Here is a 16,773-nt window from a genome sequence, read left to right as displayed (position 1 = left end):
TACCACGCCTTAAATACGTTGTGTATTGACTATGCTATTTTCTGTACCAAAACTGTTTGCTATGTATCCATCGGCATGATGGTCATTGTCCCAAATAGTACCATTAACTAAATACCGAAAATGAAACTGTTGATCGTTCGGTAATCGCTGCTTGAGCTTAAAACATTGTTCTTTTTTATTAAACTTCATTGCAACAGGTTGCCAATCAGTAAATTCAGCGACTAACTGAACTTGCTCAGCCTGAGGATGCTGAAATTCAAATGTTACTTCAGCTTCGTTTTTAGTTTTAAAAAATCGTTTACTTAACATATTGGGCTCCAAACTAAACCTTAAGGTCAATTAATCCTTGCCACAGAAGTGCGTTCAACTACTCAACATACGCAGGGCTGTAAAATATTATTAGTGCGTGTTGACCTTTCAGAGTCAAAATCTTCAACCTTTAGGCTGTAGGTTCGATCGGTATACTACGTTATCGCACAATTTATGTAGATAAAACACTACTATGTGCTCTGTCTAGCATAAAAACCAAACATACTGCGGTAAAAGTAAACTCAAAAAATAAACACGCTCTAGTTAAACAAAGTTATATTTATGCTTTATGACAGTGCGATTAAATAAATATTGCACCAAATGTGTGCAAATAAAGCAAAAAACACTCACTTTATGATTACCATCTTAATGACAGCAAGAACTAAACCAAGTTAATCACTGTCTGAATTGTGACCTTTAAAGTAGTTAACAAATAACCACTGGTAAAGTGAATTTATTTAATAGTTGAATTGAGTAAACGCTCAAAAAATACTGATAAAATAACATCTAACTGAAAAGATATTCCTTATTCAGGGGCGTCATTAAAGAAATGTTTTGTCAGTTAGTCTTACAAACTATATACTGAAAAAAATGTGTAATACCTAATAACAAATTCATATAATTAGGATAAAATGGTTTAATGGAATGACTAAACTTTTTCGCTTACTCAGTATTGCCTTTATTGCTATATTTATTTTTTGCTTTAGCATGAATATTTTATTAACGAAACAAGTCAATACCATTAATCCGCAACAATCTAGTATTGCCACTCGCGCTTTTGATACTGCTACCACCCAACTAACGATGCCCTCTTGGTATAACCCGATATTAAATGGCCACTATATAGTTAGCAAAGACGGTACTGATTACTTACTAATTAGAGCAACAGATACACAGTTTATTACCGCTCAAGCATCATCCATCATCAATGCCACTATTTTATCACCTGTAAACTTTATTCTACTGATTTTAATAGGTTTATTTTTAACATGGTATTTTGGTAAACAATTAAACATAAAGCGTGAAAAACAGCTGATAGAACAACTTAATATACAAACAAAAAAAGTTATCGAATCATTTAATATTCAACTTCCTGAACTTGAGCATGCGACAGAAGTAACTCGTTTAAGCCAAGCAATTAATGCATTAACCAGCCATGTAGCTAATTATGCCCGTGAAACTCAAACCAGCATTTGCCAAGATAAATTGACTTTGTTGATTGACCGTCATGCTTATATCGAGCACCTAGACCGCCAACTCAACGGTGCTGAACTAAAAAATATTCACTGTGCCTTGTTATTTATTGATTTAGATGGCTTTAAGCAAGTGAATGACTCTTTTGGCCACAGTTTTGGTGATGAAGTATTGATTCAAGTAGCCGAACGCCTGGCTAGCGTATTACGCCATCATAAGCTTAATGATATCAATCCCACCAGTCTATTAGAGCAAAATTTAGCGCGTTTAGGGGGCGATGAGTTCTCTATTTTCATTAATAATATTGATTGCAACTCTAAAAGCTTAGATGTGGCACAGCATGTACTAAACGAAATAGAGCGGGACTTTGTTCTGGGTAATAAACTAATTAAGATCAGTGCCAGTGTCGGTATTGCTGTTTATCCTGAAAGTGCATCAACTCCCCATGCTTTGTTGCAAATGGCGGATGTTGCTATGTATCGTGCTAAAACCGATGGGCGTGGTATTTTTAAAGTCTATTCGCCAGAAATGGGTAATAAAATGCGTCGCTACCATTACTTACTCGAAGAGCTGCGTTTAGCCATTGCGTGTCATAATTTTCATTTATCATTTCAGCCTATTGTGCATGTTGAAGATTGCGCCATTGATTACTTCGAAGCGTTAGTGCGCTGGGACCATCCTGTTGAGGGGGCTATTTCTCCAGTGGAGTTTATTCCGATTGCAGAAGAATCAAACCTTATATTAGAGCTTGGTGATTGGATAATGCTAGAATCATGTCGACAAATGGCAGCTTGGCACAATGCTGGTATGCGCAAAGTTAAAATCTCAGTTAATGTCTCTGGCATTCAACTCAAACATCGCCCAATTCATGAATGGGTAATGAAAAAACTAGCCAAGACAGGGCTACCGCCCACTTCATTGATGTTAGAGATCACTGAATCGACATTGATCACCGCTAGCAACACTATCATTAATGAATTAGAGAAATTGCGTAAAGAAGGCGTCACTATTGCAATAGATGACTTTGGTACCGGTTTTAGCTCATTAAGTACCTTAGCTGATCTACCTATTGACGTAATCAAGATTGATAGATTATTCATAGCGCAAGCTAATGAAAACCCGAAATATAACAAAATATTAAATTCAATCAGTGAATTAGGTACTAAGCTTGGGCTTAAAATCGTTGCTGAAGGAGTTGAAGAAATCGCCCAGTTTGAATTAGTGAAACGCATGGGAATTAGTAGCGTACAAGGGTATTTAGTTAGTCGTCCGCAGTCATCTGTGAATGTTGGCAGTAAGGTACTACAAGGGAATGTTAATCATATCGCCGCGACGGGCACTGGCGTTTGGAACCTCGAAACTTAACGATTTGTCATTTAAAATTTTATTACCATGGAAATCTAGCTAAAAATAGATAATAATACTTAATAATTAGTATCCAATCCCCCATCTTACATGCTTAAAAAAAGTCTCTTTTCCTTAATCTCAATCGTAATTTTAGTTAGTGTTATTCTTACTAGCATGTCAATTTATACCTTATACAGCAAAAAGAAACTCAGTGTTGATCCTAAACTAAAAGAAATATCGGGGATCGAATTTGATAAATTCAAGCGCTTATGGGCAATAAATGATGGCGGTAATGAAGCAAAACTTTATCGTCTCAACGAAGATGGCTCTATCGCCAAAGAGGTACTGGTTACTAATGCGAAAAACATTGATTGGGAAGATATGACTCAGAATGATTTTGGGCACTTCTTTTTAGGAGACTTTGGTAATAATAATCAAGAACGTAAATGGCTCACTATTTATAAAATAGAAAATCCCATCGACATTAAAACTGATACCACCGAAGCTGAAATTATCAAGTTCACTTATCCAGAACTCGACGGTAGCCCTATCACTCCAGATAAACGAAACTTTGACCTAGAAGCATTTGTAGCCTTTGGCCGCCACTTATATTTGTTTACTAAAAACCGTACGGAACCGTTTGATGGGATTACAAATTTGTATAAAGTTGGCGATCATGCAGCGAATTTTGATGCGCAGTTAATAGATTCCTTTAAAACTTGTACAACGATGGAAAAGCTCTGTTGGATAACTTCAGCGGCACTTAGCCCCGATCGTACAAAGTTAGTATTACTAGATTCAACAAGCATTTGGTTATTTGAAAACTTTACTGGTGATAAGTTTTTCTCAGGAGACGTATCGCGGATAGATTTGGGTATTGTGACTCAAAAAGAAGCGATTACATTTTATGATGAAAATACCATTGTATTTACCGATGAAGAATTTAAAGGAATTGGCGGTAACGCCTATGTCATTAAACTCGATGAAGTAAAAAAAACCATCATTAAGAAAATACCAACGGCGTCAGATTAAAATAAATCTATATCAGTGCTTTTGTCGTTTGAGTTAATTAAGTTATTTTCCATTAACTGTTCATAAAAGCACAGCCTATTGCGACCATTTTCTTTTGCATAATAAAGTGCCTTATCCGCATTTTCCAATACAGTAATAGGGAAATCATAAGGACTGATACGACACATGCCTATACTTACAGTCATATTTTCAACAAATGGAAAATGAGTGTCTCTGATCATCTCCATAAACTCATTCATTTTCTTTTCGATAGATTCAAAGTTAGTAGGTTCAAACACTATCACAAATTCCTCACCACCAAAGCGAAAAATCAAGTCTGTTGAACGCAGGAAGTGACGCATTTTTTGTGCAAGTAACAATAAAACCTCATCACCACAAACATGACCAAAGCTATCATTAATTTTTTTGAAATGATCAATATCAAGCATTGCTAACCAAGATGTTGAACTGAGCTTTCGCTTGCGATTATCATCCGTTTTAACCGTTTTATGCTGTTTAATTACTTGCTTTTCAATTAGCTGCTTTATTTTTTTATCAAATGTTTGCCTATTTAACAGACCAGTCAGTTGATCCCGTTCATTCTCATGCAAGATAAATAAATAATTTTCATAAATACGGCAAAAGGCATTAAGCAAAACCTGATCCGAGCTTTTTAAACCTTTGCAAACAACAGCAATTGCACCTATCGGCTTTTCTTGCAAAGATATTGGTAACCAACGTTTCTCGATACCATCAGCAGACTGTACAGTAATAATGCAAGCTGAGCGCAAACATGACAACAGTTCAGGCTCTGGTGAATCAACAACTTGACGTTGCGCCCACTCAAACTGATTACCATTGATTACTTTTAACGATATACTGCGCTCAATCGTTAAATCACTTTGCACGTCTAAATCCTTATAAACTACAATTTCTGTACAACCAACAAATTCTTGGATCGTCGAGATCAAGCTATATTCCAATGAATCTACATCACGGTTTTTGGTTATTTTAATTAGTGAATTTAATAAGTTTTCTTCCATAAGGATCCTCTATTCAAATAACTGAACATTCTTATTATGACTAATTACCCGTATAAAAGATTATAAAAATATAAATCAAACAAAAACGTCAATAAAATTTGCTCTCATAATTACATTAACGAGTAAGAAAACCCAGTGCTAGTCGTAAGTGTAGTGTGTAAATACTGTTTAGTCACAATAGAAAGTATGACATTCTGTATTTATCGTCAACTTAGCGTTTAAATTTTGTTTCTAAAATAACAGAAGAAGTCGTACGTTCAACTCCATCTAAATTACCAATATCATCGAGTAAATGGCTGAGTTTTTCTAGATTTTGTGCTTGCACAACTGCAATTAAATCAAACTCACCACTGATAGCATACAATTGTGAGATGGCATCAATCTGCTTGAGCTCGAGGTTAGTTTTAGTGGTTAGTTTTTGCTTTACCTTAATCGATACATGGGCCGATACCATGGCACTTAAGTACGCATCGCCATAGTCAACACTGTAGCCCTTTATCACTCCAGTCTCTTCTAGCTTTAACATCCTACTTTGTACCGTTGAGCGTGATAAGTTAAGTGCCCTGGCAAGATCAGAAATACTCGCTCTGGCATTCGTGCGAAGTATAGAAAGTAGCTTTTCGTCTTGTATAGTTATCATATTGATTATTAACCTCGTCATTTTGTATTTTATTTTAATCATTTTTCACAAAATAGCACTGCAAATTTAAGCTTTGAACTCAGATAATAGCGGTAGTAAATAAGAAAAATTATTAAAGCACATTATTGCAGGGTAATAACGGCTTGATTAACCCATCAAATGCAATTTGTTTTTTTTCATATTAAGCCAGAATTAGGTGTAACAAATGCAAGTAACAAGAGAATTATTCAACGACGTAATGGTCCCTAACTATAACCCATCAGAGGTTATTCCGGTGCGTGGCCAAGGTTCTCGTGTTTGGGATCAAAACGATAAAGAATATATCGACTTTGCTGGCGGTATTGCGGTCAACTGTTTAGGTCACTGTCACCCAGCCCTTGTTAATGCGTTAAAAGAGCAAGGCGAAAAAATCTGGCACTTATCCAATGTCATGACTAATGAGCCAGCACTTCGATTAGCTAAAAAAATCACCGACGCAACATTTGCAGACAAAGTTTACTTTGCAAACTCAGGCGCAGAAGCAAATGAAGCAGCGCTAAAACTCGCACGTCGTTTCGCATTGGATGTACATGGTGCTGATAAAAGCCAAATAATCGCATTTAACAAAGGCTTTCATGGTCGTACCTTTTTTACCGTAACTGTGGGTGGCCAAACCGCATATTCTGACGGTTTTGGTCCTAAACCAGCCGCAATTGATCATTGTGACTACAATGATTTAGCTGCTTTTGAAGCACTGATCAGCGATAAAACCTGTGCCGTAATGATGGAACCTCTGCAAGGTGAAGGCGGCATTATCTCTGCAAATAATGAATTTATCAAAGGTGTGCGTGCTTTGTGTGATAAACACAATGCATTGCTTATTTTTGACGAAGTACAAACGGGTGTAGGCCGTACAGGCTCACTATACGCATACCAAGAATTAGGCGTGACACCAGATATTTTAACAACAGCAAAAGCGTTGGGTGGCGGTTTCCCTATTGGTGCGATGATCACCACTTCTGATATTGCAGCACATCTTAAAGTGGGCACGCATGGTTCAACCTATGGCGGTAACCCGTTAGCGTGTGCAGTGGCAGAAGCGGCATTTGATACCGTGAATACCGAACAAGTGCTAAGCGGCGTTAAACAGCGTGAACAGCTTTTCCGTGATGGTTTTGCAGCGATCAACGCAAAATACGACGTATTTAGTGAAGTACGCGGTAAAGGTCTATTATTAGGCGCCGTACTAAACAGCAAGTTTGAAGGGCGCGCTCGCGACTTCTTAGTAGCAAGTACTCAACAAGGGCTAATGAGCTTAGTTGCTGGTACTGATGTTATTCGTTTTACGCCTTCGCTGGTGATCCCACTTGAGGACATTAAAGAAGGTCTAGTGCGCTTTGAAAAAGCCGTAGCAGACGTTGTAAACGGTTAACCTAATTTAACGCCCTGTTTAGGGTGTTAATGGAGCACTTTTAAATGCAAGTATTACGTCCTATAACCGCAAATGATTTTGACTCACTAAAACAAATAGCAATAGAGTCAGGCCATGGTTTTACATCATTACCTGTTGATGATGCCTTGTTGCTAGAGAAAATTGAACGAGCAGAAAGGAGCTTTGCAAAAAACATTAATAAGCCTCAAGACGAGGGCTACCTATTTGTATTAGAAGACAGTGAAACAGGTCAAGTCGTTGGCACTACCGCGATTGAAGCGGCGGTCGGTATGAACGTTCCTTTGTATCACTATCATTTAGGTAAAACGGTTCATCATTCACGCACTCTTGACGTATATAACACCGTTGATATTCTCAGCATGTGTAATGATTACACCGGCTGCTCAGAGATATGCACACTATTTTTACGTGAAGATAGCCGCAAAGGGCTAACAGGACGTTTCTTATCGCGTTCACGCTTTTTGTTTATGGCTCAACACAGTGAGCGTTTTGCCGATACCATCATTGCAGAAATGCGTGGCGTTAGTGACGAAAACGGCCATTCTCCATTTTGGCAATGGCTTGAAGAACATTTTTTCAGTATTGAATTCCCACTAGCCGATCATTTAGTCGGCTTAGGCGATAAAGTATTTATTAGTGAATTAATGCCCAAGTACCCTATTTACGCCAACCTGTTAAGCAAAAAAGCGCAAGCTGTAATTGGTAAAGTACACGAGCACACTAAACCTGCACTAAAATTGCTTGAAAAAGAAGGTTTTGAGCATCGAGGTTACGTTGATTTATTTGATGCTGGGCCAACAGTTGAAGCCAAACTTGGCAATATACGTAGCATCCGTGAATCTCAAGTATGCCCTATTACCATAGGTGAACTTGATCATATTAATCAACAAAGTTCCGACACCTTAGCTATTTGTAATCAAGGCGTGAATGACTTCAGAGCCACTTTCACAAAACATGCACATTATAATCATGCTAAACATACCTTGATTATTAGCAGTGAAGTTGCAAAAGCACTTAAATTAAAACAAGGAGATGCAGCGCGGTTTTTCCGTCTGTAAACCTCTGTAGGAGTTTCTATGAGCGTTAATACGCACAACAGCCAACTAATCAATAACCAATGGCAAACTGGCTTAGGTCATGATTTCTGTTCAATAAACCCAAGTAACGGGGACATTGTTTGGCAAGGTAAAGCGGCAAGTAAAGAACAAGTAGACGCAGCCATTAAATCAGCTCGTCAGGCACACATTACATGGGCAAATACCCCAATTACAGAGCGTATTGCGGTTCTTGAACGTTTTGTCAGCCAGCTAAAAGAAAATAGCGAAGAGTTTGCGACTATCATTGCCCGCGAAACAGGTAAACCACTATGGGAAACACGCACCGAAGTGGGTGCTATGACAGGCAAAGTGGCGATCTCAATAAAAGCTCATAATGAACGAACAGGCACTACTGAAAATCCAATGCCCGGCGCTAAAGCTTTTATTCGTCATAAGCCGCATGGAGTAGTGGCTATTTTTGGCCCTTATAATTTCCCAGGCCACCTCCCTAATGGTCATATAGTACCGGCAATTTTAGCGGGTAATACCGTCGTATTTAAACCATCTGAGCTAACCCCACTTGTTGCTCAATACACACTTGAGTTATGGTTAAAAGCAGGCCTGCCAGCTGGGGTGATCAACCTTATTCAGGGTGAAGTTGACACCGGTATTGCACTTGCTAGCCACCAAGATACCGATGGGTTGTTTTTTACTGGCAGCTCAAACACAGGTCATTTATTACATAAGCAGTTTGCTGGACATCCAGGTAAAATTTTAGCGCTAGAAATGGGGGGGAATAACCCGCTCATAGTTAAAGATGTGGCTGACGTAAATGCTGCCGTGCATGATATTATCCAATCCGGCTTTATAACTTCTGGCCAGCGCTGTACGTGCGCCCGTCGGGTATTTATTGCAAATACAGCTAATGGTAATGCTATTTTAGAAAAGCTGATCACCGCAACTAAAAGTATTAAAGTTGCAGACAGCTTTAGCGAAGAACAACCTTTCATGGGGGCTATGATCAGCGAAAAAGCAGCGCTTGGGATGGTCGCCGCTCAGCAACAATTGATTGATATGGGAGCTGAACCTTTAGTTGAACTAAAACACTTAAAACCAGGCACTGGTTTTGTAAGCCCTGGTATTATCGATGTAACAAATGTGGCCAGCATCGCAGATGAAGAACACTTTGGCCCATTAATTAAAATTTATCGCTATAGCGACTTTGACAGTGCAATTGTGGAAGCGAACAATACCTCATTTGGTTTATCGGCTGGGCTTTTAAGTGACTCAAGTGAAGATTATGAGCACTTCTTAAAACATATTCGCGCCGGTATTGTTAACTGGAATCGCCCAATTACCGGTGCATCAAGTGCCGCGCCATTTGGTGGTATTGGTGCCAGTGGTAACCACAGAGCGAGCGCCTATTACGCCGCAGATTACTGCTCATACCCAGTAGCCTCTGTTGAAGCACCAAGCGTTAGTTTACCAAGTACCCTTGCGCCGGGCTTAATTATTGAATAATCAGTCTGCAGCTTAACGGCTGCAGAAATTAAATTAAGGAATTAAAAATGCACACAGATGTAAATGCCCTTTTTGACAACTTATGGCAAAACTACCTAGCGGTAACACCGTCAGCTGTAAAAGTTCATGAGCTATTAGGCTCGACACAACAAGATGATGTGATCAACGACCATATTGCACTACGCACTTTCAATCATGAAAAAATTGGTCTGGAAAAGTTAGCCGCCCATTTCTTAGCCGTCGGTTATAAAGAATGTGGTGAATATCATTTTGAAGCTAAAAAATTGTATGCTAAACATTATGAGCATAGCGATCCAAAGCAACCAAAAGTATTTATTTCTGAATTACTTGTAGAGCAATGTTCTGAACAACTGCAAAACATCGTTAATGAGCTGGTTGCCAGCATAGATGCAGATGCCGTAACCGCAGAAAACTTCTTATACTCAGGCACCCATTGGCAAGTAAGCTCTGAAACTTATAAACAGTTACTCGCTGAAAGCGAATATGCAGCGTGGATGTCAGCATGGGGTTACCGTGCTAATCATTTCACCGTGAACATTAATGAACTTGCCAAATTTGATAAAATTGAAGACGTTAACCAAGCGCTTAAAGATGCCGGTTTTGCCCTTAATATTTCAGGCGGTGAAGTAAAAGGCTCACCTGAGGTATTACTTGAGCAATCATCAACCCTTGCCGATGACTTTGCCGTAGAGTTTAGTGACACGACGATGAGCGTACCTAGTTGTTTTTATGAGTTTGCCCTGCGTTATGCGAAACCTGATGGTGAACTATATACCGGTTTCGTTGCTGCATCGGCCGATAAAATCTTTGAAAGCACCAATGCACGTTAATTAATCTAGATTCAGATCATAAGTGCATGTGTTTAAAGCTGGGTGCTTACTGGCTGATTTCATAAAGTACTTAGCTGTACGATAGAAAAAACGCAGTTGTAATGAACAACTGCGTTTTTATTGTTTTTATACTAGGATTATGAGTCACTATATAAATAGTGGTTTATAGTCGTTTTCTAACTGTTCAAATGACAAATCACCAATAAAACGGCCAAAACTAAGCCACGTTGCTAAACCACGTAAATCTTTAAAATGTGGTGGAACAAACTTAGGGTCTTCAATTACACCTAAATCATGTAATTGCGATATTAGTCTAAAGTCATCAATCGAGATTTTACCCACTAACAGCAAAGGTAATTGATCGATGCGGCCAAGTTGTATCGCAACCCGAATTAAATTGTAAACCAATACAAACCCTTTGATATAAGCGATATCTTTAGTAAATGGCAACCCTGTTGCGGTACTGCCACGAAATACTCGCTGGGCCAATGTATAGCTCTCATCTTTACTCAAGCCTTGAGCAACATAATCACGATATATATCAACAAACTCAGCCCCATCAATTACCTTGGTCACCGCTTGAATACGATTTACTAACTTCGCTAAACGTCGAGGTGTTGATTTAAGGGTGATGATTTCGGTTAGTACTGCCAGCCCCTCTTGTGTCACTGTTGAACTTGGCGTGCCTTTACTTAAACAGGTTAAGTATGGCTGAGCTAAACCATTTTGCGTTGTACCGACGTGGATCCAGCCCTCATGTACTTCTAAAATATCAAGCTCTCGTTGAGAAAACTTTACATCTTGATTTAGCTTAATATTATTAGCACCAGCAGCTGCATCACTGACGATCCCATCACTAATGACCACTTCAACATCGATACCTGGCATGCTTAAACGTACTTGTTCAGCTAGAATCCGAACGGCTTCATCAGCATCTATATTTTTAGGATCATCAGGTAAAATATCGGCCGCTAATAGATTTTTGAGCGGTAACTCAAGCATATTTGCAAGCTCTGATAACGATGGCTCACCGGCATGAAATAAATCTTTTGGATGACCAAACAACTCTACAGATAAATCATGAAATTCAGCAGTGCCACGGTATTCAAGCATACTCAATACCGTTTTGTACTCGCTGCACATTTTACTCATATATTGAGCGATAGGATTGAGTTGCCCAAGCTGGCTAATGATATTACGGTTTAGATCAGAAAATGCTTGGCGTAGCTCGCTAGGTACAAAACCTAGATCCCGTTGCTGATAATAGGCTTTATCAACCAGTGGGTTTTTTTGACATTTTTGTCTAAAAAACTCTTCTTTTATGCTTTTATCCCAATTTATCGCATCTAAGATGCGGATCGGGGTTTGTAGGGCGATTAATCGATCTGATAACTCGCGAGTTTTAAGTAATAACGCCTTATCTATCATGCTCTAAGCTCACTGATGAATGAGCCTAGAGGATAGGCTAGATTTGCTCGTTTTCAAAGCAAATTATTACTTACTTTGCAAATTTACAGGGCTAGAAAAATCGCTGATACGATTAACCATGTGTCCATTTTTATAAATGACCAAGGTAGGCACACTACTGATTTTATTATCAATAAATAAATCATTACCGTGATCAATGTACACCGGATGTATGACTTTAAATTTTTCGATATATTCATCAACAGCTGCTTGATCTGTCCATAATTGGCTAACCCTAGCTTCAGTATCAATTCCCTGATTGGTTAATAGATTGATTTGCTTTTGAGCTGCGGCACAGTTTGTTGCCATCTTCGGGCGAGTATCAGCTAAATACCAATCACACCACGTTGCCGTATATAATATTGCTTTTAAGCCAAACTCTGGAATAACTAAAGCAGTCGCAGCTTGCTTATTACCTTCATCTAACAAGTGGGCCTTTGCCACCACGCCGTCATGTGATAATAATCGCAGTGTATTATCAAGTGCTTTATCTGCTTCATGGCCTTGAAAAATAACTTTGCCCGTTTTATCGAGTAATACATGAAAAGGAGTGCCTATAAATTGATAATGCTGAGCAACTTTTGCGGTATGATCACTCATGATCGGCATGGTTAAATTAAACTCTTTTTTAACAGCTGCAACAGCAGTAGGATCATCATTTAGATCAATGTTAATCGCTATTGTATCAATTGTATCTCCATACTGTTCATAGGCCTGCTGAAAGTGTGGCATTTGCTCCATACACGGTTTACACCAAGTCGCCCAAAATTTTAAATACACAGGCTTTTTGCCAACGATTTTATTCAGCTCGAACAGTTCACCCTGTTGGTTTTTTAAAACCAAATTTGACTCATTTGCTAACAAATGTTGACTGCATGAAAAGTACAAAAAGACCCACAACAGCTTAATATATTTAAACTTCATCATTGTTATCCCTAAAATAAATTCACCTTAGCATGGTCGCTTTCTCAGCAGATTGTAATTTTGCGACATCGGTGAACTTTTCGATCATTTATCATTACATGGTATAAACTAAATAGAGTTAGGTTTCGTATCAATTTAATTATCAAAGCAACTTTTGGAGTAGTGATGAAAAATGACATCGAAGGAAAACAAATATTAGCTGTCTATGAGCAGATCATCCAACATGGTGAGATAAATAATGAAGGGAAACACTATAAAGGATTAACCGCATTTTCAGATATTGATGGTTATACCATTTATCTTAAAGGCAGTGGCGTATTGCTCAGATTTGGTTTTCACAACACCTATCATCTCGATTATGAACATGAGAAGCATAAAGATGACTTCCTTAAAAAGCTGGAAAATATAATCAATGAGGTGTAATTGTGTATAACAGCAAACCCCGCATTCGCTCAGCTAACAAGCACAACCAACATACAGATTTTATAGCCAAGGTTGTGCAAGAATTACGCGACGATGAAAGTAAGCTTGCCATAATTAAAGGTAATCTTGAGGAGTATCGGCAACAACGGTTCCTGAAGCGAGGGTTTTTAACTGCAATCGAACGATTCGACTGGGTGTTTGAAGCTTCTGATAATATTGAAGATATTTGTCAGCAAATCTTAGCGGATGACTATATTGGCCAGCGATTACGTCGCTATCCATTACTTTTCAAAGGAATTCTATAGCCTAATTGACAGTTTATCGTACCCATCTGGTAAACCACCGTTTATTGATGATAATAATGCTTAAAAATGATAGATTGCGGAAATTTTAAATTTTAAGAGCCTTGCTATGTCAAAAGCCGTCGACACTGCCGACTCATCGAGTGAAGAAAAACAATCGGGATTATTTAACCGATTTTTAGCCTCTGTTGAGTTTTTGGGGAATATGTTACCCCACCCAATCACCTTGTTTGCCCTATTTTGTGTGGCCATTATTGTTTTCAGTGGTATTGCTGATTGGTTTGGATTAACTGCAATTGATCCTCGCCCAATTGGCTCCGCAGGTCGTGAAGCTGACGGCGTTATCGAAGTTGTGAGTCTATTAAGTGCTGAAGGCTTACAACGTATCGTCACCGGTCTTGTTACTAATTTTACTAGTTTTGCCCCTTTAGGCACTGTGCTTGTTGCACTATTAGGTGTCAGCGTTGCCGAACATTCAGGGCTATTATCTGCTGCAATGCGTGGCATGGTAATGGGGGCATCAAAACGCTTAGTTACTTTTATGGTGGTATTTGCCGCTATATTATCTAATACCGCATCTGAACTTGGTTATGTTGTATTAATCCCTTTAGCCGCAATGATCTTCCATAGTTTAGGGCGTCATCCTTTAGCCGGCTTAGCCGCTGCTTTTGCTGGTGTATCAGGTGGTTACAGTGCTAATTTATTGTTAGGTACGATTGATCCATTGCTTGCAGGTATTACGACTCCGGCAGCACAAATGATTGATCCAACTTACCAAGTTGGCGCTGAAGCAAACTGGTATTTTATGATGATTTCAGTTTTATTGATTGCCGTATTAGGCACCATCGTTACTGAAAAAATTGTTGAACCCCGCCTTGGAAAATACAACCCCGACGATGCCAGTGCTGATCTGGCGCAGAATAATATAGAAGGCTTAACTGCTAAAGAAAAATCAGGCTTAAAATGGGCTGGATTTTCTTTATTGTTAGTATCACTACTACTTGCTTGGACAATCGTGCCTGCAGATGGTATTTTGCGCCATCCTGAAACAGGCTTATTTGCCCACTCGCCTTTTTCTAAAGGGATTGTGGTATTTATTTTTATTACCTTTGGTATACCAGGTTTCGTTTATGGCCGTGTAGTAGGCACCATGAAAAATGATAAAGACGTGATCAACGCAATGAGCAAAAGTATGAGCTCAATGGGCATGTACATTGTATTAGTATTTTTTGCCGCGCAGTTTGTTGCCTTCTTTAAATGGACTAACTTAGGGACTATTTTAGCCATAAATGGCGCTGCTATGTTACAAGCCCTCAATCTGACTGGTCCTGAAGTATTTGTGTTATTTATATTAATGTGTGCATTAGTTAATCTAAGCTTAGGTTCTTCATCTGCACAATGGGCAATCACTGCGCCAATATTTGTACCTATGCTCATGTTGATTGGCTATGCGCCAGAGACCATTCAGGCGGCTTATCGGATTGGTGATTCTGTCACGAACTTGATCACCCCAATGATGAGTTACTTTGGCTTGATCCTCGCCGTTGCCACTAAATATAAAAAAGACATGGGAATAGGCACTTTAGTCGCCACCATGCTGCCTTATAGTATGATTTTCTTTGTCGGTTGGGTTGCTCTGTTTTATTTGTGGGTGTTTGTATTTGGTCTGCCAGTAGGGCCTGGCTCACCAATTTATTACACACCTTAATAACCGATAAATAATGCCAGCTGTTGCTGGCATTATTATTGAGTAACTCTAACCTGTTTGAAAAACTAAACTATCTGCTTTAATAATAGTAACTACTTATACAATTGCCACATTACTAGCAACTTCAACGAGATCTAAAATTATGAAAATAGTATTTTTTATTATCACTTTAGCATGTTCTTTGATCAGCATAACAAGTTATGCGCAGCCACTCCCATCAGTAAATATAAAGTCCGTTGCATTAACTAATTATGCGAACCCGCAACAACACATCTATACTGCAGGACAACCTTCTAAAGAGCAATTTCAGCAGCTTGCAAAGCAAGGTATAAAGTATGTGATTAATTTACGCGGGGATGGGGAAAATAATTGGGATGAACAGGCTTTAGTGACCAATTTAGGACTGCAATACTTTTCACTGCCCATTTCATCAAGAGCCGATATCAATATTGAAAATGCAAAAAAGCTGCAGCAATTATTAGCGCAAGCATCTGAGAGCCCAACATTACTGCATTGTGCAAGTGGTAACCGAGTTGGTGCACTGATTGCACTTTATAACGCAATAGAGCTTAACCAACCAATTGAAAAAGCGATTGAAACAGGTAAGCAATGGGGCTTACAAGGTCTTGAACCTGTGGTAAGAGACGCCATAGCAACCTATAAAATAAAAGAGCATTAAAATAACACGTTAGCTATGTTAAAATGTTTAACTATTTTGTTTAACTTTAAATGGATTTAACAATGAAAAATATCTTTCTGTTACTCAGTTTATTCTGCACTTGTAGCTACGCGATAGAATTACAAAAATATCCTCTTGTACTTGAGTCATCAAGTGGCGAGCAAGTGACTATTATTAATACCCTTGATAACAGCCAAGCATTGGTCAAAGTCGTTGGGGTAAATAGTCCTATTGACGAAGTGGTTTTTTTAACCGCTCTGAAACCTCACGGAAGTATACAAGCTTACAAATACACGTTTGACGGGGAACAGCGAGCACTCGTCACGAAAGAGCAAGGTTATAGCTGTTGTAGCTACACACTATATTTGCCAAATAGCCGCCAAGCAATTTATTTGAGTGAACTAAAAGATAAGCGAGCAAAAGGAATAAGCGAAGATACCTATGCACAATATATAAGCCAACTTGAGCAAGGTATTCAGTTAAAACTAGCTAAGTTTGATCGCGATAATGCAATTAAACAATCACAAATCGCACTTACTGACGCTAGTAAAGAGCTAAATTTACAGTGTGAGAAAGACATAGCCACCTCAGTAAATTGGCAAGCACTTGATGATAAAACCTTACAAACTTATGCCGTTGGCGCATATTGTGCACAAGTAGCCAACTCATTAGCAAAGCAATGCCAACAATCAGCTAAATTTAAAGCTAAAGTACAACAATTTAATCAGGTTGATTGTGAATTTAGTAATGAACTAAAACTGCGTCATACCGACTCATTAATCAAATTTACTACAGCGCCAAAAGCACCAAACCAACAACAGTTTGTTGATGCATATTTTCGTAATTTATAGCAATAAAAAAAGCCCTTAGTTAAATACTAAGGGC

Annotated in this window: 16 protein-coding genes; 11 read left to right on the top strand and 5 right to left on the bottom strand. The window is 38.7% G+C overall.

The features are described from left to right. Nucleotides 1-9: 9 nt before the first annotated feature. Nucleotides 10-309, bottom strand: a complete 300-nt coding sequence (locus H5180_RS11335) for an isoamylase early set domain-containing protein (protein WP_145235928.1) — start codon at nt 307-309, stop codon at nt 10-12. 645 nt (nt 310-954) lie between these two features. Between H5180_RS11335 and H5180_RS11330 the strand changes: the two genes are divergently transcribed. Together H5180_RS11330 and H5180_RS11325 are read left to right on the top strand one after the other, a co-directional pair. Continuing rightward, nucleotides 955-2,868, top strand: a complete 1,914-nt coding sequence (locus tag H5180_RS11330; protein WP_145235932.1) for a bifunctional diguanylate cyclase/phosphodiesterase — start codon at nt 955-957, stop codon at nt 2,866-2,868. Between the two features lie 90 nt (nt 2,869-2,958). Continuing rightward, nucleotides 2,959-3,882 (top strand): hypothetical protein, encoded by a 924-nt coding sequence (locus H5180_RS11325; protein WP_145235936.1) that lies wholly within the window; start codon nt 2,959-2,961, stop codon nt 3,880-3,882. On the opposite strand, the gene H5180_RS11320 is transcribed toward H5180_RS11325, so the two are convergent. Both H5180_RS11320 and H5180_RS11315 read right to left on the bottom strand, forming a co-directional pair. Continuing rightward, nucleotides 3,879-4,904, bottom strand: a complete 1,026-nt coding sequence (locus H5180_RS11320; RefSeq protein ID WP_182758259.1) for a GGDEF domain-containing protein — start codon at nt 4,902-4,904, stop codon at nt 3,879-3,881. The two genes, H5180_RS11325 and H5180_RS11320, sit on opposite strands and share 4 nt — an antisense overlap. A gap of 211 nt (nt 4,905-5,115) precedes the next feature. Then, nucleotides 5,116-5,544, bottom strand: a complete 429-nt coding sequence (locus tag H5180_RS11315) for an Lrp/AsnC family transcriptional regulator (RefSeq protein WP_145235943.1) — start codon at nt 5,542-5,544, stop codon at nt 5,116-5,118. 205 nt (nt 5,545-5,749) lie between these two features. Between H5180_RS11315 and H5180_RS11310 the strand changes: the two genes are divergently transcribed. The 4 genes from H5180_RS11310 to H5180_RS11295 are packed head-to-tail and all read left to right on the top strand — an operon-like array spanning nt 5,750 to nt 10,385. After that, complete coding sequence (locus tag H5180_RS11310) at nt 5,750-6,955, top strand: aspartate aminotransferase family protein (protein ID WP_145235948.1); 1,206 nt, start codon at nt 5,750-5,752, stop codon at nt 6,953-6,955. Between the two features lie 44 nt (nt 6,956-6,999). Beyond that, complete coding sequence (astA, locus tag H5180_RS11305) at nt 7,000-8,034, top strand: arginine N-succinyltransferase (protein WP_182758258.1); 1,035 nt, start codon at nt 7,000-7,002, stop codon at nt 8,032-8,034. 18 nt (nt 8,035-8,052) lie between these two features. Then, nucleotides 8,053-9,534 carry a succinylglutamate-semialdehyde dehydrogenase gene (gene astD / locus H5180_RS11300; protein ID WP_145235960.1) on the top strand — a complete coding sequence of 494 codons (1,482 nt, stop codon included), beginning with the start codon at nt 8,053-8,055 and terminating at the stop codon, nt 9,532-9,534. Nucleotides 9,535-9,581: 47 nt separating this feature from the next. Further along, on the top strand, nt 9,582-10,385 hold the full coding sequence (locus tag H5180_RS11295) for a DUF1338 domain-containing protein (RefSeq protein WP_182758257.1): 804 nt from the start codon (nt 9,582-9,584) through the stop codon (nt 10,383-10,385). Nucleotides 10,386-10,532: 147 nt separating this feature from the next. Here H5180_RS11295 and H5180_RS11290 read toward each other — a convergent pair whose 3' ends face one another. After that, a complete protein-coding gene (locus H5180_RS11290; RefSeq protein WP_145235968.1) occupies nt 10,533-11,813 on the bottom strand; it encodes a flavohemoglobin expression-modulating QEGLA motif protein in 1,281 nt (426 codons plus the stop codon). A gap of 66 nt (nt 11,814-11,879) precedes the next feature. Further along, nucleotides 11,880-12,779 (bottom strand): redoxin family protein, encoded by a 900-nt coding sequence (locus H5180_RS11285; RefSeq protein WP_182758256.1) that lies wholly within the window; start codon nt 12,777-12,779, stop codon nt 11,880-11,882. 162 nt (nt 12,780-12,941) lie between these two features. Between H5180_RS11285 and H5180_RS11280 the strand changes: the two genes are divergently transcribed. The 5 genes from H5180_RS11280 to H5180_RS11260 all read left to right on the top strand — a co-directional run bounded on the left by H5180_RS11280 (nt 12,942) and on the right by H5180_RS11260 (nt 16,739). Beyond that, nucleotides 12,942-13,199 (top strand): DUF3081 family protein, encoded by a 258-nt coding sequence (locus tag H5180_RS11280; protein WP_149980149.1) that lies wholly within the window; start codon nt 12,942-12,944, stop codon nt 13,197-13,199. A gap of 2 nt (nt 13,200-13,201) precedes the next feature. Further along, nucleotides 13,202-13,504 carry a hypothetical protein gene (locus tag H5180_RS11275; RefSeq protein WP_182758255.1) on the top strand — a complete coding sequence of 101 codons (303 nt, stop codon included), beginning with the start codon at nt 13,202-13,204 and terminating at the stop codon, nt 13,502-13,504. A 106-nt stretch (nt 13,505-13,610) separates the two neighbouring features. Continuing rightward, nucleotides 13,611-15,209: an AbgT family transporter gene (locus H5180_RS11270; RefSeq protein ID WP_182731581.1), complete on the top strand. Its 1,599-nt coding sequence runs from the start codon at nt 13,611-13,613 to the stop codon at nt 15,207-15,209. Between the two features lie 142 nt (nt 15,210-15,351). After that, nucleotides 15,352-15,888: a fused DSP-PTPase phosphatase/NAD kinase-like protein gene (locus tag H5180_RS11265; protein WP_145235990.1), complete on the top strand. Its 537-nt coding sequence runs from the start codon at nt 15,352-15,354 to the stop codon at nt 15,886-15,888. A 62-nt stretch (nt 15,889-15,950) separates the two neighbouring features. Continuing rightward, nucleotides 15,951-16,739, top strand: coding sequence for a hypothetical protein (locus H5180_RS11260; protein WP_145235993.1), 789 nt, complete (start codon nt 15,951-15,953; stop codon nt 16,737-16,739). Nucleotides 16,740-16,773: the final 34 nt, after the last annotated feature.

It is taken from the genome of Pseudoalteromonas sp. SR41-4 (assembly GCF_014163985.1).
GTDB lineage: Bacteria > Pseudomonadota > Gammaproteobacteria > Enterobacterales > Alteromonadaceae > Pseudoalteromonas > Pseudoalteromonas rhizosphaerae.
The sequence above is the reverse complement of the archived record's forward strand: the minus strand, read 5'-3'. Positions and strand labels throughout refer to the sequence as shown.